We start from the raw sequence: 21,920 nt of genomic DNA, 5'->3' as shown, positions 1-21,920 counted from the left end.
TAGTTGGTGACAATGCCACGCTTTCGCCACATTCTCGCCGCATTCTCCGCTGGTCTGAGGCGAAAGTGCCTTACCAATGGCCCGCGCCGGTGCCCCGGAACATGCGAAACTGGGCAATCAGCCAGACAATCAGGTCAAAACCGAAGCCCGCAATCAACAGCAACACCCCTTTGGGGCGCAGCAAACGGCGCGGCTGGCCCAGCAGATTCCGGCTGCGTTTCACCAGAAAGTGCAGCGGGACGAATCCGTCGGGCCAGCGCGGCAGTCGGCTTCGCGCGATGCGGCGCAGCCAGCCCTGATCGCGCGCCGCCTGCTGCAAGGCGGCCCTGCGGGCAACAGGGGCCATTCCGCGCAGCGCCCCGAAGGCCGCCATGTTGAGCGCTGAGCCAATGACGATCCGCACCTGATGCCGGATCAGCCCGGCAAGGCTGCGTTCGCTTTCGTAGATGTGCCAGACATCGGCACCGCCAATGCGCGACAGATCTTCGGGCGCGGTCAGGTCGTCGGTCAGCACCATGGCGCGCAGAAAGCCGTCTTCCACCGGCAGACCCGCAGGCAGCCAGCGCAGGCGGGCGCAGGCGGCGGGCATGGCGTAAAGCTGGCCGCAGATCGCGGTCTGCCAGTCATCCAGCGTGCCACCTGCCATGGCGATCAGCCGGTCCTGCCAGCCAAGCCCCTGCGGATCGGCCACGATATCCTTCACCGGACGCGAGTTCATCACATGCAGGCCCGGCCGCGCCTGCAAAGCATTGACCAGCCGCGCCAGCGCGTCAGGCTCGGGCAGCAGGATATCGGCATCGGCAAAGATCAGCACACCGGCCCCGGGGCGGGACAGGTCATGGACGAAACGGTTCCACGTCCGGCTTTTGCCGCCTTCCGGCAGATCGGCCACCTCGGCTCCGGCCGCAAGGGCGCGGGCGACCGTATCATCGGTGCAGCCATTGGCCAGCACGAGGATACGCAGGTCGATATGCGGCACCACCTGCGCCTTCAGCCGCGCGACCATCGCCGCGATGCCCGCCGCCTCGTTATGCGCAAAGACCCCCAGGTCGACCTGCATCACAGCACCGTCCGCCCGGCTTTCGGATGCCAGCGCGCACGAACTGCCGCCGCGCGCGCGGCCCGCCGGGCACGGGCCAGCCCCTCGGCATGGCCCAGCACCGCCCCCGCCATCATCCATGTCAGCGGCACAAGCGTGGCATTGGGCAGCATATCCACCAGATTGGCCGCCACCAGCAGACAAACCGCCGCGACCCAGGGCGAAACCGCGCTGCGCCGCGACAGCATCTCGCGCCCCATCAGCAGAAGCGGCAGCACCAGAAGCCCGAACTGCGCCAGATAGCCCAGCCAGCCATAGATCCCCAGCGTGATGATCCAGGCGCCATCGGCAATCGAGGTGCCTGCCCCTGTTACCGGATCATAGATCAGGTTCCGGCCATAGCCGCCCCAGCCGAACCACGCCTTCAGCGCCGCCCGGTCCAGCAGTGCCTCCTCATTCCGGACGCGGAAGGCGAAGGAATAGGCCCGGTCCGGCGAAAGATGTTCGGCGAAGGCGATGATCTGGTTCAGCGGCACCAGATGCGCGCCGCGCAGCAGCGGATAGGTAATGACGATCCCCGCCAGCAAAGCCGCCATCACAACCTGCCAGTGCCGGGGCGCGAACAGGATCAGCGGGCTCAGGCCCAGCGCATAGACCAGCGGTCCCGCACTTTTGCACAACACAAGCACGGCAAGCAGATACAGCATGACGGCAAACTGCCGGGGCCGACGGTCAGACGGGCCGACCCGGAACAGCGTCACGGCGCTGAGCGCGGCCATCAGCGCAAAAAACGCGACCCAAAGCCCGTGCGGCAGAAAGACGACCGGCCGATAGCCGCCAAAGCGGATGGTCTGGAAGAAGTCGTGCTGGAAATATCCGTAGACCCAGACATTCATCTGCGGCGAGAGCCGTGTCTCGATGAGCATTGGCACCGAATAGGCCAACCCCGCCGCGACAAGTGCGGCAAGGATCGCCCGCATCGCTTCGGGCGTGCCCAGATAGCGGCGCGCAAGGAAATAGGGCAGGACCGCGATGCCCTGATTGATGACAGCCGCCGCACTGTCGTAGATGCGCATGCCCTGGATCATCTCGCCCGCCCCCTTGGGCAAGGGCTCGCCATTGGTCAGCACCGTGGCAAAGGGCGACAGCACGAAGATCACCAGCAAGCCGCGCCCGATCCATGAGTCCGGCAGGATCGGAATGGTTTCCCTGCGCACGAACAGCACCATGACCGCCGCCATCAGCGGCGGGATGCTGTCTTTCCCCAGATCGGGAACGACGGGCAGGTCCAGCGCGATGACCGGCGGCAGGATCAGATAAGCCCCGAGGATCGACCAGATGAGCGCACGATCCGGCGGCAGGCGGCGCCAGAGCACCGCCACGACCAGCGGCCAGATCAGCAGCATCAGCCAGGCAAGGGGATTGGGGGTGATCAGCGGCGGGCTCCTCGATTGCGGCGGTGCGAGTCTAGCATCGCCCTGCGCCTCAGACCAACCTGCGGATCACGCGCAGACGCAACGCCACGGCGGTGGCGGCCCAGGACAGCAGGAAAGCGGTCAGCGTCCGGGTCCAGAACCCCACGCCTGCACCGAAAATCTTGTAGGCCACGAGCATGAAGAACGGATGCATCAGATAGATGCCGAAGGCAACGCGGCCCAGAGCGGGCAACAGGCGATGGCGCAGCGGCAAGCGCCAGAACAGCTCGAACCCCAGGGCGGCAATCAGCGGCGTCAGCGCCCAGGGCTTGCCCGCCATCGCCCAGCCCGCCCCCGCCAGCAGCGCCATGGCCACCAGCGGCACCAGAGGCCGGTTCAGGCGGTGCGCAGGCGCCAGCAACAGGCCGTAGATGTAAAGCGGCAGGCCGAAAGCCCATTGAGGCAAAGGATCGGGCATCGGCACGAATTCATGCAACCAGAACAGCGGCAGCCCGACGCCCAGCATCAGCCCCGCCCCGGCCACCAGATCGCGCCGGGTCCGGATCAGCCGCGCCGCCGGCTGCACCAGCACCATGACCAGCATCACGAAGGGCAGAAACCACAGATGGATGGTCGAGCCGATCAGAAGACTCCACGGATCGGTCAGCGGAACAAGACGCGCGGGATCATGCGACAGCAGGACGTCCAGCAGCCGGAACACCGCCGACCAGAACAGCCAGGGCAGAACCAGCCGCCGTGCCCGCGCCAGCCACGGATAGCTGCCCCCTGCCCGCTCAGCCGACTGGATCGCCAGAAAAGCGGTCAGGATCAGGAACAGCCCCAGCGACAGATGGCCAACCCAGTCGCGCGGCGAGGCCAGTGCGTGCGCGGCCACGACGCCGAAAGCGGCGACGAACCGGGCAAGGTCGATGGACTGCCGGTGTTGCACGGCCGCCTTCTGGGGCATCGGGTTGTTCATGTTGCATGGCTAAGCGAGCAGCCCGGTTTCGGGCAACTGTCCTGCATGCGGCGCCATGCAGTTTGCCGGAAACAGAGTGTTTTTGACACAGCCCGGGCGGTTGGACCGGCAAGGGGTGAACGTCGCGCCGTTTCGTGATACCCAGCGGCACCCGATTATCGAGTAGATGCCGTGCAGTTCACCATAGATGACACAACGATTCCCGTGAACGTACCTCATGCGGCCAGCCTTCTGGCCGCCGTGCGGCAGCGCCTTGCCGCACGTCAGGGCTTTGCCCTTGCCACGATCAATCTGGATCATCTGGTCAAGCTCAACACCGACCCGGCCTTTCGCGCGGCCTATGCCGCGCAGGATTTCGTCGTGGCGGACGGCAACCCGATCGTCTGGCTGTCGCGTCTGGCACGGCAGCCGGTCGACCTTGTGCCCGGCTCGACCATGGTTCTGCCGCTGGCCCGGCTGGCCGCGCAGGCCGGGGTGAAGGTGGCCTTGCTCGGCTCGACCGAAACAGCGCTGGCCACGGCGGCTGAGGCGCTGCGGGTCGAGGCACGCGGGCTGGATGTGGCGCTGACCATCGCGCCGCCGATGGGGTTTGATCCCGCCGGGGAAGAGGCGGCACGCTATCTGCGCATGCTGGAAACCGCCGGGATCGGCCTGTGTTTTCTGGCCCTCGGCGCCCCCAAACAGGAAATCCTTGCCGCACGCGGTCGCGATCTGGCGCCCCATGTCGGCTTTGCCTCTGTCGGGGCGGGGCTGGATTTTCTGGCGGGAACACAGGTGCGCGCACCGGACTGGGTGCAAAGCATCGCGATGGAATGGGCCTGGCGCATGCTGGGCAATCCCAGACGGCTGGCGCCGCGCTACTGGGCCTGCGCCAAACTGCTGCCGGGCGAGATGCGCAAGGCGCTGGCCCTGCGCATGGCCCCCCCTGCCGGGCGGGCCTGAGGCCTGCGCCGGGCGTCACTTGTATTCGATCAGCCCGCGCTGCCGCCCCCTCAGGCGCCCCAGATGATAGCCGATCACACCCTGCGCCTCGGGCAGCTTGCCCAGCACGGTGAACACTGCCGCTTCGCCCCCCATGCGCGGCGCCAGCCGCAAGACCTGCGCGGGCCAGAGCCCCAGAAACAGCCAGCCCGCCGGATGCAGAACCCCTGCCAGCACGGCGGCAACCGGCACGCCGACACCCCAGAGCAGGGCGCGGCGCGTCTCGCGCTGCCAGTGCCGCTCCGTCCCGGACCGATGACGCCAGGCTCCTTCGGCAAAGGCATGCCCGGCCCTGCGGCTGCGGCGCCACCACTGGCCGAAGCGGGTCATCGCCGCATCATGCAATGTCATCTCGGCCTCCAGCCGCCAGATGCGCCCCCCGGCCCGGCGCAGGCGCAGACACAGGTCCGGCTCCTCACCCGCGATCAGTGTGGGGTCATAGCCGCCGACGGCTGCAACCGCCGCATGGCGCATCAGCGCATCGCCGCCACAGGCCGTGGCCTCGCCCACCGGCGTATCCCATTCCCGATCACACAGCCGGTTCCAGACCGAGGCCTCGGGAAACCGCTCGCGCCGCCGCCCACAGACCACCACCACTTCGGGATGGTCTTGCAGGAAGGTAGCCGCCGTTGCGATCCAGTCTGGCCGCACCTCGCAATCGCCATCGACGAATTGCACGAACTGCGGCGGATCATCAGCCAGAAGCGCCAGACCGGCATTGCGTGCCCGCGCGGCGGTAAAGGGTTGCGTCATGTCCAGCGACACCACCTCGGCCCCGCGAGTGCCGGCGGCGGCGAGGCTGCCATCCGTCGAGCCACTGTCGACGTAGACCAGCCGCCGCACCTGCCCGGCAAGACTGTCGAGACAGGCCGTCAGCCGCGCCCCTTCGTTGCGCCCGATCACCACCGCATCCACCTGACCACCGGCCATACCGCCCCTCGCACGCTTACCGGAAAACCGGCCCCTGCCCGAGACTTGCGTGCAACGCTTCACACCTGCAAGCCCCCGCCACTCTTTCATTTTAGGCCCGGTTCTGCTAGCCATGCAGCACTGGGCGGGGGCCCGGACGAATCCGGTCATGTGCTGTTTGGTGGCACGGGGACCGGCACTATATCCGGTTCACCGGCTCGCCTTGCATCGGGCCGATCCTTAACCGCAGCCTTTGGGCTGCATGACCCGGAGCCCGCTGCGACCGATGACGACACACAGGATATTGGTCCCCCAGCACGTTTCTCGTGCAGATATTGGGCCCGGGATGCGTAAAGACAGCGATTTTTCCTCTCGTCTCGAACCAGATCTGCCCCCGCGTCCGGGGGCCATTGCCCTGTTCCGGCCACGCAGCACCGCGCTGGCGCCGCTTGTGCCGCGCTCCGATGCGCTTCAGGTCGTCCCCCCGCCACAAGAGCCGCGGCATGATCCCGCGAAGGTGTGGGAATCGCTGGGCAAGTCGGTGCTGAACCCCGATTTTCTGGCTGGAAACGGTGTTTTCGCGCTGTCGGAACAAAACCCGGTGACGGCGCAGTTCGACATTCTGCGCACCCGCGTGTGGCAGGCAATGCAGGAACGCGGGTGGAAACGCATCGCCGTGACCTCGCCCACCCATGGCTGCGGCAAGAGCCTTGTCGCTGCCAATCTGGCGCTGGCACTGGCCCGCCTACCTGGCTGTCGCACGGTACTGATGGATCTGGAACTGCGCCACCCCGATCTGGCGCGGCTGTTCGGCGTTCACTGCGGCCCGCTGCACGAGGTGCTGACCGGCGAGCAGCCGCTGGAATCCCATCTGCGGCGCGTCGGTGACCGGCTGGCGCTGGCGCTGAACGGCGAAGCGGTGGCGGCAGGTTCGGAAACCTTGCTTGATCCGCGCAGCGTCGGCACGCTGAAGGCGATTGTCGATCATCTTGCCCCCTCGGCTGTGGTCATCGACCTGCCGCACGCGCTGGGCAACGACGATGTGATCTCGGTCCTGCCGCAGGTGGATTGCGTGCTTCTGGTCGCCGATGCCACGCGCACCACCGCCGAGGATGTCAGAGCCTGCGAACGTCTGTTCGAGGGCCGCGTGCCGCTGATGGGCGTTGTTCTGAACCGCGCCGATGACGGGCGGCGGCGGCGTTATCGTTATGGCAAGGGTAAAAGGTAAAACCGTATGGGACCGATCCAGAGCGTCGAGGAATTTCTGAGCCTGCTGCGCCGCCGCCGCCTGTTGATCGCGGCTGTGGTGCTGTTCGGCGCCATCGTCTCGTTCATGGTCGGCGTGACCCGGCCCAAGACCTATGAAACCGGCGCGGTGATCCAGGTCGAAAGCCCGGTGATCGACGGGCAGGAGCAGAATGCCGGTGCCCAGTCGGCCCGCGTACTGCAAGTGATTGAACAGCGGCTGACCACGCGCGAGAACCTTGCCGCCATGATCGAACGGCACGGGCTGTTCGGCGGCGAGGCGGCGGCGTTGCCACTGGACAAGCAGATTGCAGCGCTTCGGGCCTCGATCACCTTTCAAAGCATCGCTTCGGCCGCACAACAGAACTTCGGTGCACCGACCACCGTTTCGGCGCTGATGATCACCACGCGGCTGGACGACCCGGAAAAGGCCGCGCGCGTGGCGAATGATCTGGCGCAAAGTGTGCTTGATATGTCTGTCGCCCGGCAAACCAGCCGCGCGATGGATACGGTGCGCTTCTTCCAGGCGGAAGAAGCGCGCGTCTCGCAAGAGATTGTGGCACTTGAGGCCGAGATCGCGGTTTTCAAGAATGCGAACCCGGTCGCGCAGGCGGGCAGCGATGCCGCGACCGACCGCGCGGCGCTGGACAGCGATCTGCGGCGGCTGTCGCAGGACATTCTGGCCGTTCAGGGCGAACGCGGCGCGCTGGAAGGCAAGGACAGGCTGCGCGAAACCGACCGGCGCCGCATTGACGAACTGAAGGTGCAGGAAGGGGTTCTGCAAAGCCAGCAGGTTGCCTTGCAGGCCCAGCGGGCCGCGCTGGATCAGCGGGCCGCGCAGGCACCCGAGGTGGAGCGGCGGCTTTCAGCCTATGCGCGGCAGTTGCAGCAGTTGCAAAGCCAGTACGATCTGGTGTCCGCGCGCAAGGCCGAGGCCGAAACCGCGCTGCGGCTGGAAGAGGAAAACCACGCCGAGCATTTCTCGTTGCTGGAACGGGCCATCGCCCCCGCCTCGCCCACGGGCGGCGGCGGACGCAAGATCGCACTGGCCGGGGCTGTCGGCAGCCTGATTTTCGGGATCGTGCTGGCCTTCCTGCTGGATCTGCTGAACCCGGTTCTGCGGTCCGCCCGGCAGATGGAGCGGGAGCTGGATATCCGTCCGGTCATCACCCTGCCGGTGCTGAACCTGCACCCCGCCACCTCGGAGCCCTGGGTGACGAGGTTGTGGCACAGATTGCGCGGCAGGCAGTTGCGGCGCAGCTGAACGGATCGCCAGCAAAAACCCCGCATCGCAGGATGCGGGGTTTTGTTTCCATAACTGCGATATTCAGGCGGTGGTCAGCAGCCGGTGCCGTTCACGACCACACCAACCGTGCGCAGCATGATCTTTGCATCGGTCAGCAGCGACAGATCCTGTTCATATTGCGCGTCATACTCAGCCCGTGCCTCGAACGTGGTCCGGTTGCGGCCTGCGGTCTGCCACAGGCCGGTAATCCCCGGACGCAGCGCGTAATAGGCCATGCCCGGATACAGCGCCTGCTGGTTCAGCATCATCGGACGCGGGCCGACAAGACTCATATCCCCGATCAGCACATTCCAGAGCTGCGGCAGTTCGTCGAGCGAGCTTTTGCGCAGGAACCGGCCCAGCGGCGTCACCCGAGGATCGTTCCGCAGTTTCTGCGTCTCGTCCCATTCGGCGCGCGCGTCGGGGTTTGCCGCAAGATATTGCGCCATACGTTCATCGGCATCGCTGACCATTGAACGCAGTTTCCACATACGGAAGGCCCGACCGTGCCGACCCACGCGCTGTTGGGAATAGAAGGCGCGGCCGCCATCACGGGTCACCACCACCGCCAGAACAGCGACCAGGGGCACCACGATCGGGGCTGCCAGCAGGATCGCGCCGACATCAATGCTGCGTTTGAGGAAATGCCGGTATAGCCCGCGCCGCGCAACCGGGGTGGACGCCGCGCGCGGCGTCGCCATCGTATCGAGCGCGACAGGCGCAGCCGCCTGAAGCCGGGGAAATCCGATCATCATTGTTCGCCACCAGTCAACAAAGCCGTGACATTCCAGACAAAACCTTTCGGGACTGCCATGACGGCAGCCCGGAAAAACCGGCAAGAACCTTGTGTTTCGCAGAACATCGCAAGCACTCAGAAGTAACGCCCCCAGTTACGCATTGTACCGGGGCAGCCCCTGCATTGGCGACTGCAAACGCAGAAATTAAGGTTCCGTTAACCGTGATTCGAGGGGGAAATTTTGCCGCATTGCCGCCCCAATGCTGCCACAAATCAGAAGCCACAACTTTAGGGAGATTTTCCTGCCACGGGTCATGCCGGTGATCCGCCCGGTGATTCGCCTACCCTGAGCAATCAGGCGGAAAGCGATGAGGGGCGGAAATGCATATAAGCCCGCCCGACGGGCTGGCGCTTCATCGCTGCACTGTTTCCGTAAACGATATTCAGGCCGTCTGCCGGGGGGCCTGCGCCTCCTGCCCCGGCTCATACCCGGGCAAACCGGCGCGCAGCATGGCCAATGCCGCAAACAGCATCACCCCTGCGATCCCTACCACCGGATACAGCACGACAGCCATCAGAACGGATTCTGCCGCGATCAGCCCCCAAAGCGCACCGCCGAACCCGGCCAGCACACCGCAAAGGAGCATTCCGATCAACATAGCGCTTTTCCCGATTCCGCTTTGGCCGCACAGCACGACCTAACACCAGCCTGTCGGCGAAATGCGGCGAAAACACGGCACGAGTTCAGCGCTTTGACGGCAATCCTCTCAGACTCCGAAAATCGCGGCATGATTGGCGGAAAGCGCCGCCGCCGCCAGGGCAGCGGCCACGACAAAGAAAACCAGATCATGCAGCGCATCCCATGCGCGATGCCGGCGGGCCAGCCAGATCAGCAGCGGATGCATCGCCAGATAGGCAAGGGCCTGCCCGGCGAGGGCGCCACCCAGCCCCCACAGGGCCGCGCCTGCCAGGAAGGCCCCGCTTTGCGCCGCCGCGCGCGCCGCCATCACCCAGAAATAGCTGCGCGCATCCCCGGCCGCCAGGGCAGACTGATCATAGGTCATGCCGATCACCAGGGGCATCTGCGCGCAGGCAATCATTACCACGATGATCCCCGCCTGCGCATAACGTGCGTCATAAAGCAGATGCACCAGCGGCTGCCCGGCAAAGGCCATGACCGCCAGCAGCGCCAGCACCCCGCCGGTCAGCGCGAACCGCAAGCGGCGCAGCCGGGCGAAGTTCTGCGCCGCCGCCGCCGGGTGCTGATCGCGATAGATCGGGATCAGGATGCGCGAGGTCACCGCCCCCGCCAGCAGCACCGGAAACGAGGCAAGGAAGTAGCCGATGTTATAAACCCCAAGCTCGTCCAGCCGCAGAAAGGCGCCCAGAATCGCCTTGTCGCCTTGCGACAGCAGGAAGCCGCAGGCGGTTGACAGGAAGATCCACTTGCCGAAATGGATCAGTTCGCGCCCCGCCTCCGGCTCCCATCGCAGGCGGTTTCGCGGGCCGGGCAGGAGAAAATGGGTCAGCCCCAGCTTGGCGAATGACCCGACAATCGCCCCCAGAACCAGTGTCCAGACCGAGTGCCACAGCAACGCCAGCCCCACCATCGCCAGAATGCCTGCGACCTGCGCAGCCAGGTCCAGCGCGGTCAGCCGTCCGATCAGCAGATGACGGTTGGCCGTTTCGATCCGCGTCGGGTTGAACCCGGCGATCAACAGGGTCAGCCCCGCCGCAGGCAGCAGCGCCGCCAGATCGGGCGCCTCGTAGAACCGGGCTGCGGGCCATGCCAGCGCACAGGTGGCCAGACACAGGATCAGCCCGCGCCCGACCTGAAGGCTCCATGCCGTATCCAGAAAAGCCGGCTCATCGCCGCGCGGACTGCGCGAAATGGCGGGGCCGATCCCCACATCGGAAAACATCGCCAGCCCGACCAGAAACACCGAGACCAGCGCCATCAGGCCGAAAGCCTCGGGAAAAAGCAGCCGCGTCAGGATCAGGTTCGAGGCCAGCCGCAATGCCTGCGTGATGGCATAAGACCCCGCCGTCAGGGCCGATCCGCGCATCACGCGGGCGAACAGGCTGGAACGGGCCGCTTCGGTCATGGCGCGACCCTAGGCGGCACCCGCGATCCGGTCAATCGCGCCATTCTTCGGCCACAAGCTTCTGCCAATAGGGTAGGAAATCAGGACACACCTCTTGCAGACACCGGCTTTACCCGTGAAAATCGCCTATCTTGTGAATACTTACCCCCGTGCCTCGCACACATTCATCCGGCGCGAAATTCAGGCGCTGGAGAAGCTGGATTTTTCGGTGCAGCGCTTCGCCATGCGATCCGACCGCGCGATGCTGAACGACCCCGATGACAAGGCCGAGGATGCGCGCACAGAGCATTTGCTGGAGCGCGGCAAGCTTGCCGTTCTGGCCGGTGCGCTTGGCTGGATGCTGCGCCATCCTTTCGCGACCCCCGGCGCCGTTGCCGCCGCCCTGCGGATGGGCGCCCGGGCGGGCCGCAGGCGCAAGCATCTGGTCTATCTGGCCGAGGCCGCCTTTCTTGCCGCGCGCTGCAAGGCGCTGGGGATCGGGCATCTGCATGCCCATTTCGGCACGAATCCCGCGACGGTCGCCCATCTCTGCCGCCTGCTGGGCGGGCCGCGCTGGTCCTTCACCACGCATGGGCCCGAGGAATTCGATGCCCCGGTCGCGCTTTCGCTGCGGGAAAAGATCGCCGGGGCCGAATTCACAGTCGCCGTATCCTCCTTCGGGCGCAGCCAGCTTTGCCGCTGGGCCGAACTGGCGCACTGGCCACGGATCAAGGTGGTCCATTGCGGCATCGAGACCCGGCATTTCCCTGCCCCGGCTCCGATTCCGGCCAAACTGCGGCTCATCGCCATCGGGCGCTTCTTCGAGCAGAAGGGTTTCCCCCTGTTGATCGAGGCTATTGCCGAGGCGGCGCGGCGCCACCCTGACCTGCATGTCACGCTGGTGGGCGACGGCGAATTGCGGGGCGAGATCGAGGCACGCATCGAAAGCCTGACACTGCGCCGCCATGTCACCCTGACCGGCTGGCTGACCGGGGCACAGGTGCGCGAGGAACTGGCGGCGGCGCAGGCGCTGATCCTGCCATCCTTTGCCGAGGGCCTGCCTGTCGTCGCGATGGAGGCCATGGCCTCTGGCCGGCCGGTGATCGCCACCGCGATCGCGGGCCTGCCCGAACTGGTGACGGCCGATACCGGATGGCTGGTTCCGGCCGGGGATGCGGCCGCGCTGGCCTCGGCCATCGACACGCTGGCCGAAACCCCGCCGGAGCGGATCGCCGCAATGGGTGTCGCCGCGCGGTATCGCGTTTTCGCCCGCCACAATGTCGAGACCGAGGCCGCAAGGCTGGCGCTGCTGATCCGCGGGGGCGCCAATGCCTGATCGTTTTGTTGTCGCCGCGGCCTGCGCATCGGTCGACATTCTGGCCGATAACCTGTCGCGTTCCCCCTTGCTGCGAAACGGCATCCGCCTGCATGAGGAATGGAATGCGCCTTCCGCCGCGCGGGCCTACAACCGCGCGTTGGATGCGACCACTGCGCCCGTGGTCATCTTCGCCCATCAGGACGTCTATTTCCCTGCCGGATGGGAACGCCTGCTGGCCGCCCGCATCGCCGAGGTCGAGGCGCGCGACTCCGGCTGGGGGTTGATCGGGGCGTTCGGTGTCGGGCTGGACGGGGCGCATATCGGCCCGGTCTGGTCATCCTCTCTGGGCATGATCGTGGGCCGCGTGCCCATGGCGCCGGTGCCGGTGCAAAGCTTTGATGAAATGGTGATCGTGCTGAACCGCGCCTCGGGCCTGCGGTTCGACGAGACGCTGTCCGGCTGGCACATGTATGGCACCGATATCGTGACGCAGGCCCGCGTACGCGGGTTGGGGGCGTGGGCAGTCGGCCTGCCCTGTATCCACAATGATCGCTTCCACGAGGCGCTGGGGCCGGATTATGTGGAATGCTACCGTGCGGTGCAGCGGAAATGGGCGGCGCGGCTGCCATTACTGACGCCAATCACCAAGATCAGCCGGTCGGGCCTGCATCTGCGGCGCGATCTGTGGCGCGCCCGTCAATCTGCCGGGTTCCGGGCTGGCATGGCGGTGGGGACGGAAATGGCTGCCGAAGATCTGGCCCGGCGCTGTGGCTGGCTGGATCTGGGCGCCTCTGCCTGAGCGGGCGCATGCCGCGGCGGCTTTTTTGAGTATTTGGGCAAGAAGCAAGGGAAAGCCCCGCAGCAGGATATCGCTGCGGGGCTTTTTCAGGCTCAGTTCTGCGGCTTGGCGAAGCGCAGGTAAGGCAGCTTGATGTCTAGATCGCCGAACTTCTCTTTCGCCTGGGCGTCATTGAGGCTCAGCGCGACGATGACATCCTGACCGGGCACCCAGTTGGCGGGGGTGGCGACCGGCACGCCATCGGTGGCCTGCACGGCATCCAGCGCACGCAGGATTTCCGCGAAGTTGCGGCCCACCGACATCGGGTAGGACATGGTCAGGCGGATCTTCTTGTCCGGCCCCACGATATAGACGGTGCGCACGGTGGCGGTGTTCGCCGGGGTGCGGCCTTCGGTGGGCAGATAATAATCGGCCGGCAGCATGTCATATGCCTTGGCGACGGTCAGCGACGTGTCGTCGATGATCGGGAAATCGGCGGGCGAACCGGCGAAAGCCTCGATGTCGCGCTTCCATTTCTGGTGTTCTTCGACCGAATCGACCGAAACGCCGATCACCTTGGTCTTGCGCTTGGCAAACTCGCCCGAAAGCTGCGCCACGGCGCCAAATTCGGTGGTGCAGACCGGGGTGAAGTCGCGCGGGTGGCTGAAGATGATGCCATAGCTGTCACCCAGCCAGTCGTGGAACCTGATCGTTCCGGCCGTGCTTTCGGCAGTGAAATCGGGGGCGGTGTCGTTGATGCGGACGGACATGGTTTCCTCACATGACATTTGCTGAATGTGAGATAGGAGATTCGTCCCGCCGATACACCCCCTTTTCCGCATCTGCGGCAAAAAGGACTGCCGGTTGCAGATCCGGCGGGGTTTCAGAACATCAATCCGGCAGCGTGCGCGCCTGCCCTGCCCCGTTCAGGCCGGGCGGCGGGAAGCGTCACATTGTTCTGCGGTTCAGAGCGCGCCACCGCTGCGGGCGAGGAAATCGGCGGCGGCGGTATCGGGCACCTCGTCGGCCTCGATGGCCGCAACCTTGCGCATGACCCGACGCAGATGATCAGCGTCGGGGGTGGTCAGGTTGGGGCCGCGCGCGATCTTGGCGCGCAACTCGCTGTCGGATCGGGTGTAGTAGTGGTTAAGCTGGATGTGATCGGCGGAATAGAAACTGCGGTCGGTGCGGCTGCGGTTGGTGAAGGCCTCACCCCGGTCATTGCAGGTGATGCCACCGCCGGTTTCAATCTCGTGGACCTTCAGCGCCATCACCGCGCAGGGATCGACGATCATCTTGAAGTTACGCAGTCCTTTGGCCTCGCTCATCGGGTCGGGATTGCGGAGGCTGAAGTTCTGCACCACGCCGCCTTCCGGCGGTTCAACATGGCCGGAACGGCCAAACATGTGCCAGGGCAGGCTGATATTGGCGCAGCCTTCCAGATGCGCCAGCGCCTCGGGCAGTGTGGCCGCCTGTTTCGGCACGAGGAATTCATCGACGTCGATGAAGCTCATCCACCGATAGCGGCCACCGAAATTGCGGGTAGCATGGGCATAGGCCAGCACCTGATTGTGGATCTCCAGCCCACGGCGGGTGTCGCACAGCTTCTGATCCCACGGGATGATGCTGGCCAGATCGCCGACCGCCTGATCCAGCGCCAACAGCGTGCCGTCGGTGGAGCCATTGTCGTAGACATGGATATGCGCCACGCCCGCGCGCTGGTGAAAGCGCGCCCATTCGCCGATGTGGCGCGCTTCGTTACGCACGATCAGCACAAGCGCAAGCCCCTGCCGACCGGGCAACGGGGCGGGCGGCGTGAGGCCGAGGCTGGTGATGCTGCGTGTGCGTGACAGGAATCCGAACATGGCCCTTCCTATCAGCCCGCGCAGCCCGGTGCAAAACCCTGCGAGCGACAGGATTTGTCGCGCCGGGGCTTTCGCCCGCCGGGTGGCCTGCTAGACTGGCGCGAAGGGCACTGGATGATTTGATCAAATTTTCCTTGCTGATCCGCGCGCCCGGCCTATGATCGCGGCGACCACCCGGAGGATACGATGATCGAGAAACGCGACTTCTATATCAATGGCGGCTGGGTCGCCCCGCTGGCCCCCAATGACTGTGCGGTCATCGACCCGTCCACCGAAGAGCCCTGTGCGGTGATCTCGCTGGGCACGGCGGCCGATTGCGACCGCGCGGTGGCTGCTGCGAAAACCGCCTTTGAAGGCTGGTCGGTCACCCCCCCGGCCGAGCGTCGCGCCTATGTGGCGAAGATCCTTGCCGAATACGAAAAGCGCGCCGAGGAAATGGCGCAGGCGATCAGCATGGAAATGGGCGCGCCGATGAAACTCGCACGCGAAAGTCAGGCGCCCTGCCTGCCGTGGCACCTGTCGAACTTCCTGACGGCCTTCGACGAATTCGAATGGGTGCGCCCGCTGGGACCGCATGCGCCGAATGACCGGATCGCGCTGGAACCGATTGGCGTCGTCGGCCTGATCACGCCGTGGAACTGGCCGATGAATCAGGTCACGCTCAAGGTCATTCCGGCGCTGCTGGCGGGTTGCACCTGCGTGCTGAAACCCTCGGAAGAGGCGCCGCTGTCCTCGATGCTGTTCGCCGAATTCTGCCATGATGCAGGGCTGCCTGCGGGCGTGTTCAACCTGGTGAACGGTGATGGCATGGGTGTGGGCACCCGCCTGTCGGAGCACCCGGATGTCGAGATGATCTCTTTCACCGGCTCTACCCGTGCGGGCCGCGCCATCAGCAAGGCCGCTGCCGAGACGCTGAAGCGTGTGACGCTGGAACTGGGTGGCAAGGGTGCCAATCTGATCTTCGCCGATGCCGATGAAAAGGCGGTGGAACGCGGCGTGCGGCACATGATGAACAACTCGGGCCAGTCCTGCAACGCGCCCTCGCGCATGCTGGTGGAACGATCGATCTATGACCGGACAGTGGAAAAGGCTGCGGAAGTCGCGGCCTCGATCGAGGTCGGCCCGGCTTCGGCCGAAGGCCGCCACATCGGCCCGGTGGTGAACAAACGCCAGTGGGAGCAGATTCAGGGCTATATCCAGAAGGGCATTGAGGAAGGTGCGCGGCTGGTCGCGGGTGGTCTTGGCCGGCCCGAGCATCTGAACCGCGGCTTCTACGTCAAGCCCACCGTCTTTGCCGATGTCACCCCCGGCATGACCATCGAGCGCGAGGAAATCTTTGGCCCGGTGCTGAGCATCATCCCCTTCGACACCGAAGAGGATGCGGTGCGCATTGCAAATGACACTCCCTATGGCCTGACCAATTACGTGCAAAGCGGCGATGGCGCGCGACGCAACCGTCTCGCGCGGCGCCTGCGGTCGGGCATGGTCGAGATGAACGGCAAGTCGCGTGGTGCCGGGTCACCTTTCGGGGGCGTTAAGGCTTCGGGGCGCGCGCGTGAGGGTGGTCACTGGGGGATCGAGGAATTCCTTGAGGTCAAGGCAATCTCCGGCTGGGACAGTGACGCCGACTGATTGACCGCGCGCGTTGAAACGGCCACCTTCCGGGGGCCGTTTCAGAAAGTTCCTGCCATGATCCATCCCCTGCCCGGCCCCTCTGGCCAGACTGTCGAGCTGACCCGTATTGCCGGGCTCAACGTGCTGTTCGTGATGGCGGCCGAGGCGGAATATGGCCCGCATCTGGCCGGGTTGTTCCGTCCGCTTTTGTGCGGCATCGGTCCGGTGGAGGCGGGAGTGACACTGACACGCGCGCTGGGGGTGTTTCTGGCGCAGGACGCGCTGCCGGAACTGGTGGTCTCGCTTGGCTCCGCCGGATCGGCGCGGTTGCACAAGACGGGCGTGTATCAGGCCAGCAGTGTCAGCTGGCGCGACATCGATGCATCGGCACTGGGATTTCCGAAGGGCATCACCCCGCTGTCGGGCCTGCCCGCCACGCTGCCTCTGCCACTGCGCATTCCGGGCGTGCCGGAGGCGAGCTTGTCGACAGGCGCCAATGTCGTCTCGGGCGCCGCCTATCAGACCATCCCCGAGGATATGGTGGATATGGAAACCTGGGCGGCGCTGCGGGCCTGTCAGGGCTTTGAACTGCCGCTGATCGCGCTGCGCGGGATTTCCGATGGCGACAAGGAGTTGGAGGGTGTGCACGACTGGCACGAGTACCTGCATGTCGTTGACGAGCGGCTGGCCGAGGCTGTCGGCTTGCTGGCACAGGCGCTGGAAACCGGCGGAATGGCCGCCCTCCGGTCCTAAGGTCGCATTTGCGCCCTTCTGATGTCGCCCCCGGCAGACGCAGGCGGAAATCGGCGCGGCTAGGCTGATCCCAGCCAAGGAGCCACGCTATGACCCAGCACCCCCGCCTGATGTCGCCGCTGACCCTGCGGGGGCAGACCCTGCGCAATCGCATCGTCTTTGGTGCCCATACCAACAACATGGCCGAGATGGGCCTGCCCGGCCCGCGCACCCATGGCTATCTGCTGGAACGCGCGCTTGGCGGCGCCGCGATGATCGTGTGCGAGCCGGTGCCGCTGCATCGCACCGGGGTGCTGACACGCGGTAATTTCCTGCATGACTCGGACGAGGTCATTGCCCCGTTCCGCCGCATCACTGAGGACGTGAAGGCTGCGGGCTCCGTGATCCTGCAACAGCTTTACCATGTCGGGGCGCATGGCGATTCCGACCTGAGTTTTTCGCCGCACTGGTCTCCGTCGGGCGGGCCGAGCTATCACGACAGTGACGGCTCGCACCGCATGACGGAGACAGAGATCGAAGAGATCATCGTGGCCCATACCGCCGCCGCGCTCCGCTGTCAGAAAGCGGGCTTTCAGGGGGTGGAGGTCTGGGCAGCCTATCACTCGCTGCTCGATCAGTTCTGGACGCCATGGTCCAATACCCGTGATGACAAATGGGGCGGCAGCCTTGAAAACCGCACCCGCCTGTCGCGGCTGGTGATCGAGAATATCCGCCGTGCCTGTGGCGAGGATTTCATCATCGGGCTTGCGGTGTCGAGTTCCGACGCCCACAGCGTCACGCTGTCGAACGAAGCGCTGTGCGAGATCATCGCCCTGCATGATGCGACCGGCCATGTCGATTACGTTACCGTCGGCCATGGCGGCTATCTGGATTTCGAACGGCTGATCCCGACTTTCTTCTTCGCCGACAAGATGACCGCGCCGGTCACCGAGCAACTGAAATCACTGGTGAAACACGCCAAAATCACGTCGGAGGCGCATATCCGCACACCGGACAATGCGGAATCGGTCATCGCCTCCGGGCAGGCTGATCTGGTGTCCATCGTGCGCGGTCAGATCGCCGACCCGCATCTGGCGCGCAAGACAGCCGAGGGACGGGCGAGTGATGTGCGGGGCTGCATTTCCTGCAACCAGATGTGCTGGGGGCGGCGGTCACGGGACTACTGGATTTCCTGCCTCATCAACCCTTCCGCGGGACGCGAGTTCGAATGGGGCGGCGACCGCTTCACCCCGGCAGAGACGCCGCGCGACGTTCTGGTGGTCGGCGCCGGTCCGGCGGGGCTGGAAGCCGCGCGGGCGGCGGCAGAGCGTGGCCACCGGGTCGAAATCGTTGAGGCCTCCGGCCAGATCGGGGGGCAGTTCCGGCTTGCCGGAATGCAGCCGCGCCGGGCGCAGATCCTTGACCTGATGGAGTGGTATGAACGCCAGTTCGAACGACTGGGCGTGCGCCTGCGGCTGAACACCTATCTGGACGAGGATGACCTTGCCGCCCATCCGGCGACCGAGGTGATCCTTGCCACCGGCTCGCTGCCCGACACCGATGCGCGGCAGCGCTGGCTTCCGGCAGAGCCACAGTTGCCGGGGCTGGAGGCGGGCCATGTCTGGTCCCCGGAAGAGGTGATGCGGCGTGAGGCGCGGCTCGGGGATACGGTGATGCTGTATGACGAGGGCGGAAACTGGCGCGGGGTCGGTACGGCGCTGGCGCTGGCGGAACAGGGGAAGAAGGTAATCCTTGTCACCCCCGATGCCTATGTCGGGAAAGAGGTCACCCGCACCTCCGCCGATGGCCCGGCGCGGGCACGGCTGGCGCGGGCGGGGGCAGAGTTCCATACCGAACACGTCATCGCCCGCTGGCACGGCAACGGCGCGACGATCCGCAGCCTGCTGACCGGGGCCGAAGTCACTCTGCCCGCCTCGGCCCTTGTGATGGCGACAACCAATATCGCCTTCGATCCTTTCCCCGAAGCCCTGCCGGGGAAACGCCTGCACCGGATCGGCGATTGCGCCGCACCGCGTCTGGCGGCTTATGCCTTGCACGAGGGGCGCAAGGTGGCGCTGACGCTCTGACGGCGCTTGACGAACGGGAACCACCGCGCCAGCCTCGGCGTTGAGACTGGTAGCCGTTGTCTTTCAGGTGCCCCATGCCGAATACCGCGCTGCGGCTTGCCGCGGCCACGCCACCGTCAGACGCGGAAGAGGTGCCCCAGGCCCGCAGGATTACCCTGCCCGGCCTGGCCACCATCACCGCGGTCGCAGCGGTGCTGTACGTCGGACAGGCGGTTTTTCTGCCGCTTGCCATTGCCGTCCTTCTGACCTTCGCGCTGTCGCCCCTTGTCAACCGCATCCGGCGCCGGGGCGTGCCGCTCACGGCCTCGGTTCTGCTCGTGGTGTTTCTGGCTTTTACCCTGATCGGGGCCTTCTCGCTGGTCGTGGCCAGCCAGTTATCGACTCTGGCGCGTAATCTGCCGGAATTTCAGGCCAATATCATCACCAAGCTGGAGGGATTGCAGGCAGAGGGGGATCGCCACGGCATCATCGGACGCGTGACCGGCATGGTGACGGCCATCAACGCCGAAATCAGCACGGCACTGCCGGGTGATACGACCGCCGAAACCGCTGACCGCAAACCCCTGAAGGTCGAGGTGGTAGAGCCGCAAAGCCCGGTCGCCATGTTGCAGGATCTAGTGCTCCCCCTCGTCAGCCCGATCGCCACCACCGGCCTCGTTATCGTCGTCGTGGTTTTCATGCTACTGGAGCGCGAGGAACTGCGCGACCGATTCATCCGGCTGATCGGCTCCAACGACCTGCACCGTACAACGCAGGTACTGGAGGATGCCGGATCGCGCGTCGCCAGCTACCTGCTGATCCAGTTGCTTGTGAACATCATCTACGCCCTGCCCATCGGGATCGGGCTTTGGCTGATCGGCGTGCCCAATGCCCTGCTTTGGGGGCTGCTGACGCTGGTCTTGCGGTTCGTGCCCTATATCGGCTCGATCCTCTCCGCCGCCTTCCCGCTGTTTCTGGCCTTCGCGGTCAGCCCTGAATGGTCGGCGCTGTTGTGGACCGCCGCGCTGTTCATCGCGGTGGAGCTGATTACCTCGAATGTCATCGAGCCATGGCTTTACGGGTCGCGCACCGGCGTGTCGCCTCTGGCCATTATCGTCAGCGCGATCTTCTGGACCTGGATCTGGGGACCGCTGGGGCTGGTGCTGTCGACCCCCCTGACCGTGTGCCTGGTCGTGCTGGGCCGCCACATCCCGCAATTCGAGCTGTTCGACATCCTGTTCGGGGATGAACCCGTTCTGGCCCCCCACGCCCGGCTTTACCAGCGCTGGCTGGCGGGCGACGCCATCGAGGCAACCTTCCGCGCCGAAGAGGCGCTGGAGCAGGACTGGCTGGCCGATTACTACCGCGATGTCGGCCTGCCAGCCCTGATGATGGCGCAGGCAGACTGGTCGCGCGGCGTCTTGTCCGGGGAACAGGAAGTACGGCTGGCGCGTGTGGCGATGACGATGATCGGCGATCTGCATGTCGTCATCGACGAAGAGCTGGACGAGGCCCGCGCGGAGACAGAACCGCTGCCCGCCGAAGGTCGCCGCATCCTGTGCATCGGCGGGCGTTCGGCGCTGGACGATGTCTCTGCGGCGATGCTGGCACAGGCGCTGGCAGCAGAGGGGGCCGATGCCCGCCACCACCCGCACAGCGATCTTTCGCCCGCCCGCCTGCAGGCGCTGGACCCAGGCGCGCAGGATTGCGTGATCCTGTGTTTTCTGGACCCCGCCCCTTCGCGCGCATCGCTTCTGCATGTGCGACGGCTGAAGCGGGCGCATCCGCGCCTGCGCGTGGGTGTGGTTCTCTGGCAGATGCCGGACACCACGCCTTCGCCGGAGGCAGGCTGGCGCATCATTGAAAAGGTCGATCCCGCAAAACTGCGGGAGGCGGAGGAGATCGGCGCCGATTTTGTCGCCACTGCAATGGAACCAGCCGTCGCCGGAGCCGTTTCTCAGGAAGAGGCGCGCGCCCTGCCCGAAACGGCGCGCGCCAGATCGCGCCCGCGCAATCGCAAGATCAGCGTGGGCATACCAGATGTTTCAGCAGAAGGAGCCAGCCATGGCCCGTAACCCCGCCCAAGCCGCCGCCAATGCCGTGAACGAAGCCGCCACCAGCGCCGAAGATGCGCTGGCCGGGTCGGAACGCGCCCGGCTGGAAGGCCAGATCGCCGATCTGCGGAACGATCTTGCCCGCATCGCCCAGACCCTTGCCGATTTTGGTGTGGCTCAGGGGGCCGCCGTCGGCGAGGTGGTAAAGGAAGAAGCCGATAAACTGCGTGCCAAGGGCGAGGCAGCGGCGTCGAAGCTGGCAGAGCAGGGCCGCGCCGCAAAGGCTCAGGCCGAACAGGGTCTGGCTGATCTGGAAGACGAGATCCGCGCCCATCCGCTCAAATCCGCCGGGATCGCCGCGCTGGCAGGCCTTTTCCTCGGCCTGTTGCTGGGCCGTCGCTGATGCTGGGATTGTTGCGGCTCGCCGCCGGGGCGGCTTCGGCCAATGCGGCGGCGCAGGCATCTCACGCGCTGCGCCGCGCGGCCCTGCTGATTCTGGCCGGGCTTCTGGCGCTCGTCGCGCTGGGGTTTCTTGCCGCCGCAGCCTGGCTTGGCCTCGCCCATTGGCAGGGGCCGATCATCGCTTCGCTGCTGATGTCGGCGGGCTTTCTGATCCTCGCGCTTGCCACGGCCCTGATGGCAACCCTGCGCGGCAGGAACCGGCGTCTCCGGCGGGCCGAAGCCGAATTGCAGATGCGACAGGCGGAAATGGCGGCCCTGATGGGCACCGGCGCCGATGTGCTTGCCAAAGCGCCGATGGCAACCGTTGGCGGGGCTTTCATTGCCGGTCTGTTGCTGGCGCTGAAGTTGCGGCGCTAGA

At 65.7% G+C, this 21,920-nt stretch carries 20 protein-coding genes; 11 read left to right on the top strand and 9 right to left on the bottom strand.

The genetic code is table 11. The features are described 5' to 3' along the window. Positions 1–70: 70 nt before the first annotated feature. The 3 genes from C8N34_RS16455 to C8N34_RS16445 all read right to left on the bottom strand — a co-directional run bounded on the left by C8N34_RS16455 (position 71) and on the right by C8N34_RS16445 (position 3,421). Entirely contained in the window at positions 71–1,060 is a 990-nt protein-coding gene (locus tag C8N34_RS16455; RefSeq protein WP_108129704.1) for a glycosyltransferase, read from the bottom strand. Beyond that, a complete protein-coding gene (locus C8N34_RS16450; RefSeq protein ID WP_108129703.1) occupies positions 1,060–2,445 on the bottom strand; it encodes a hypothetical protein in 1,386 nt (461 codons plus the stop codon). The genes C8N34_RS16455 and C8N34_RS16450 overlap by 1 nt, the downstream gene beginning before the upstream one ends. A gap of 79 nt (positions 2,446–2,524) precedes the next feature. Continuing rightward, complete coding sequence (locus C8N34_RS16445) at positions 2,525–3,421, bottom strand: acyltransferase family protein (protein ID WP_158640714.1); 897 nt, start codon at positions 3,419–3,421, stop codon at positions 2,525–2,527. Positions 3,422–3,637: 216 nt separating this feature from the next. On the opposite strand from C8N34_RS16445, the gene C8N34_RS16440 reads away from it, so the two are divergent. Next, a complete protein-coding gene (locus tag C8N34_RS16440) occupies positions 3,638–4,375 on the top strand; it encodes a WecB/TagA/CpsF family glycosyltransferase (protein ID WP_407646056.1) in 738 nt (245 codons plus the stop codon). A gap of 15 nt (positions 4,376–4,390) precedes the next feature. Here the strand turns inward: C8N34_RS16440 and C8N34_RS16435 are convergent, their stop codons facing one another. Continuing rightward, positions 4,391–5,344: a glycosyltransferase family 2 protein gene (locus C8N34_RS16435; protein WP_108129700.1), complete on the bottom strand. Its 954-nt coding sequence runs from the start codon at positions 5,342–5,344 to the stop codon at positions 4,391–4,393. Between the two features lie 325 nt (positions 5,345–5,669). Here C8N34_RS16435 and C8N34_RS16430 point away from each other — a divergent pair, with 325 nt between their 5' ends. Together C8N34_RS16430 and C8N34_RS16425 are read left to right on the top strand one after the other, a co-directional pair. After that, the gene (locus C8N34_RS16430) at positions 5,670–6,551 is read left to right on the top strand and encodes a P-loop NTPase (RefSeq protein ID WP_158640715.1); all 882 of its coding nucleotides are present in this window, start codon (positions 5,670–5,672) and stop codon (positions 6,549–6,551) included. Between the two features lie 6 nt (positions 6,552–6,557). Then, complete coding sequence (locus C8N34_RS16425) at positions 6,558–7,832, top strand: Wzz/FepE/Etk N-terminal domain-containing protein (protein ID WP_108129698.1); 1,275 nt, start codon at positions 6,558–6,560, stop codon at positions 7,830–7,832. Positions 7,833–7,906: 74 nt separating this feature from the next. Here the strand turns inward: C8N34_RS16425 and C8N34_RS16420 are convergent, their stop codons facing one another. From C8N34_RS16420 to C8N34_RS16410, 3 genes are all read right to left on the bottom strand, one after another. Continuing rightward, positions 7,907–8,605, bottom strand: a complete 699-nt coding sequence (locus tag C8N34_RS16420; RefSeq protein ID WP_369814578.1) for a sugar transferase — start codon at positions 8,603–8,605, stop codon at positions 7,907–7,909. Between the two features lie 427 nt (positions 8,606–9,032). After that, complete coding sequence (locus tag C8N34_RS16415) at positions 9,033–9,248, bottom strand: hypothetical protein (protein ID WP_108129697.1); 216 nt, start codon at positions 9,246–9,248, stop codon at positions 9,033–9,035. Positions 9,249–9,356: 108 nt separating this feature from the next. Further along, entirely contained in the window at positions 9,357–10,694 is a 1,338-nt protein-coding gene (locus tag C8N34_RS16410) for an oligosaccharide flippase family protein (protein ID WP_108129696.1), read from the bottom strand. A gap of 115 nt (positions 10,695–10,809) precedes the next feature. Here C8N34_RS16410 and C8N34_RS16405 point away from each other — a divergent pair, with 115 nt between their 5' ends. Together C8N34_RS16405 and C8N34_RS16400 are read left to right on the top strand one after the other, a co-directional pair. After that, a complete protein-coding gene (locus C8N34_RS16405) occupies positions 10,810–12,009 on the top strand; it encodes a glycosyltransferase (RefSeq protein WP_108129695.1) in 1,200 nt (399 codons plus the stop codon). After that, positions 12,002–12,790: a glycosyltransferase family protein gene (locus tag C8N34_RS16400; protein ID WP_108129694.1), complete on the top strand. Its 789-nt coding sequence runs from the start codon at positions 12,002–12,004 to the stop codon at positions 12,788–12,790. Before C8N34_RS16405 ends, C8N34_RS16400 begins: the two co-directional genes overlap by 8 nt. A gap of 92 nt (positions 12,791–12,882) precedes the next feature. On the opposite strand, the gene C8N34_RS16395 is transcribed toward C8N34_RS16400, so the two are convergent. Together C8N34_RS16395 and C8N34_RS16390 are read right to left on the bottom strand one after the other, a co-directional pair. Beyond that, positions 12,883–13,539 (bottom strand): peroxiredoxin, encoded by a 657-nt coding sequence (locus C8N34_RS16395; RefSeq protein WP_054301877.1) that lies wholly within the window; start codon positions 13,537–13,539, stop codon positions 12,883–12,885. 195 nt (positions 13,540–13,734) lie between these two features. Continuing rightward, complete coding sequence (locus C8N34_RS16390; protein WP_108129693.1) at positions 13,735–14,634, bottom strand: glycosyltransferase family 92 protein; 900 nt, start codon at positions 14,632–14,634, stop codon at positions 13,735–13,737. A 186-nt stretch (positions 14,635–14,820) separates the two neighbouring features. Between C8N34_RS16390 and C8N34_RS16385 the strand changes: the two genes are divergently transcribed. The 6 genes from C8N34_RS16385 (at position 14,821) to C8N34_RS16360 (ending at position 21,919) form a co-directional block, all read left to right on the top strand. After that, a complete protein-coding gene (locus tag C8N34_RS16385) occupies positions 14,821–16,266 on the top strand; it encodes an aldehyde dehydrogenase family protein (RefSeq protein WP_108129692.1) in 1,446 nt (481 codons plus the stop codon). A gap of 57 nt (positions 16,267–16,323) precedes the next feature. Then, the gene (locus C8N34_RS16380) at positions 16,324–17,001 is read left to right on the top strand and encodes a 5'-methylthioadenosine/S-adenosylhomocysteine nucleosidase (RefSeq protein WP_108129691.1); all 678 of its coding nucleotides are present in this window, start codon (positions 16,324–16,326) and stop codon (positions 16,999–17,001) included. An 89-nt stretch (positions 17,002–17,090) separates the two neighbouring features. Then, positions 17,091–19,067 (top strand): oxidoreductase, encoded by a 1,977-nt coding sequence (locus tag C8N34_RS16375; RefSeq protein WP_108129690.1) that lies wholly within the window; start codon positions 17,091–17,093, stop codon positions 19,065–19,067. Between the two features lie 74 nt (positions 19,068–19,141). Beyond that, complete coding sequence (locus C8N34_RS16370) at positions 19,142–21,121, top strand: AI-2E family transporter (RefSeq protein ID WP_108129689.1); 1,980 nt, start codon at positions 19,142–19,144, stop codon at positions 21,119–21,121. Then, positions 21,111–21,503: a glycine zipper domain-containing protein gene (locus C8N34_RS16365; protein ID WP_054301882.1), complete on the top strand. Its 393-nt coding sequence runs from the start codon at positions 21,111–21,113 to the stop codon at positions 21,501–21,503. The genes C8N34_RS16370 and C8N34_RS16365 overlap by 11 nt, the downstream gene beginning before the upstream one ends. Continuing rightward, positions 21,503–21,919, top strand: a complete 417-nt coding sequence (locus tag C8N34_RS16360; protein ID WP_054301883.1) for a hypothetical protein — start codon at positions 21,503–21,505, stop codon at positions 21,917–21,919. The genes C8N34_RS16365 and C8N34_RS16360 overlap by 1 nt, the downstream gene beginning before the upstream one ends. Position 21,920: the final 1 nt, after the last annotated feature.

This window comes from Gemmobacter caeni (assembly GCF_003054195.1).
Classification (GTDB): Bacteria; Pseudomonadota; Alphaproteobacteria; order Rhodobacterales; family Rhodobacteraceae; genus Gemmobacter; species Gemmobacter caeni.
This window is presented reverse-complemented; position numbering and strand designations above follow the sequence as displayed.

Excerpts from the sequence above, each read along its gene's own strand:
- C8N34_RS16455 (WP_108129704.1), bottom strand. The coding sequence starts at position 1,060 with ATGCAGGTCGACCTGGGGGTCTTTGCGCATAACGAGGCGGCGGGCATC.
- C8N34_RS16450 (WP_108129703.1), bottom strand. The coding sequence starts at position 2,445 with ATGCTGCTGATCTGGCCGCTGGTCGTGGCGGTGCTCTGGCGCCGCCTG.
- C8N34_RS16445 (WP_158640714.1), bottom strand. The coding sequence starts at position 3,421 with ATGCCCCAGAAGGCGGCCGTGCAACACCGGCAGTCCATCGACCTTGCC.
- C8N34_RS16435 (WP_108129700.1), bottom strand. The coding sequence starts at position 5,344 with ATGGCCGGTGGTCAGGTGGATGCGGTGGTGATCGGGCGCAACGAAGGG.
- C8N34_RS16430 (WP_158640715.1), top strand. The coding sequence starts at position 5,670 with ATGCGTAAAGACAGCGATTTTTCCTCTCGTCTCGAACCAGATCTGCCC.
- C8N34_RS16425 (WP_108129698.1), top strand. The coding sequence starts at position 6,558 with ATGGGACCGATCCAGAGCGTCGAGGAATTTCTGAGCCTGCTGCGCCGC.
- C8N34_RS16420 (WP_369814578.1), bottom strand. The coding sequence starts at position 8,605 with ATGATCGGATTTCCCCGGCTTCAGGCGGCTGCGCCTGTCGCGCTCGAT.
- C8N34_RS16415 (WP_108129697.1), bottom strand. The coding sequence starts at position 9,248 with ATGTTGATCGGAATGCTCCTTTGCGGTGTGCTGGCCGGGTTCGGCGGT.
- C8N34_RS16410 (WP_108129696.1), bottom strand. The coding sequence starts at position 10,694 with ATGACCGAAGCGGCCCGTTCCAGCCTGTTCGCCCGCGTGATGCGCGGA.
- C8N34_RS16400 (WP_108129694.1), top strand. The coding sequence starts at position 12,002 with ATGCCTGATCGTTTTGTTGTCGCCGCGGCCTGCGCATCGGTCGACATT.
- C8N34_RS16395 (WP_054301877.1), bottom strand. The coding sequence starts at position 13,539 with ATGTCCGTCCGCATCAACGACACCGCCCCCGATTTCACTGCCGAAAGC.
- C8N34_RS16390 (WP_108129693.1), bottom strand. The coding sequence starts at position 14,634 with ATGTTCGGATTCCTGTCACGCACACGCAGCATCACCAGCCTCGGCCTC.
- C8N34_RS16385 (WP_108129692.1), top strand. The coding sequence starts at position 14,821 with ATGATCGAGAAACGCGACTTCTATATCAATGGCGGCTGGGTCGCCCCG.
- C8N34_RS16380 (WP_108129691.1), top strand. The coding sequence starts at position 16,324 with ATGATCCATCCCCTGCCCGGCCCCTCTGGCCAGACTGTCGAGCTGACC.
- C8N34_RS16375 (WP_108129690.1), top strand. The coding sequence starts at position 17,091 with ATGACCCAGCACCCCCGCCTGATGTCGCCGCTGACCCTGCGGGGGCAG.
- C8N34_RS16370 (WP_108129689.1), top strand. The coding sequence starts at position 19,142 with ATGCCGAATACCGCGCTGCGGCTTGCCGCGGCCACGCCACCGTCAGAC.
- C8N34_RS16365 (WP_054301882.1), top strand. The coding sequence starts at position 21,111 with ATGGCCCGTAACCCCGCCCAAGCCGCCGCCAATGCCGTGAACGAAGCC.
- C8N34_RS16360 (WP_054301883.1), top strand. The coding sequence starts at position 21,503 with ATGCTGGGATTGTTGCGGCTCGCCGCCGGGGCGGCTTCGGCCAATGCG.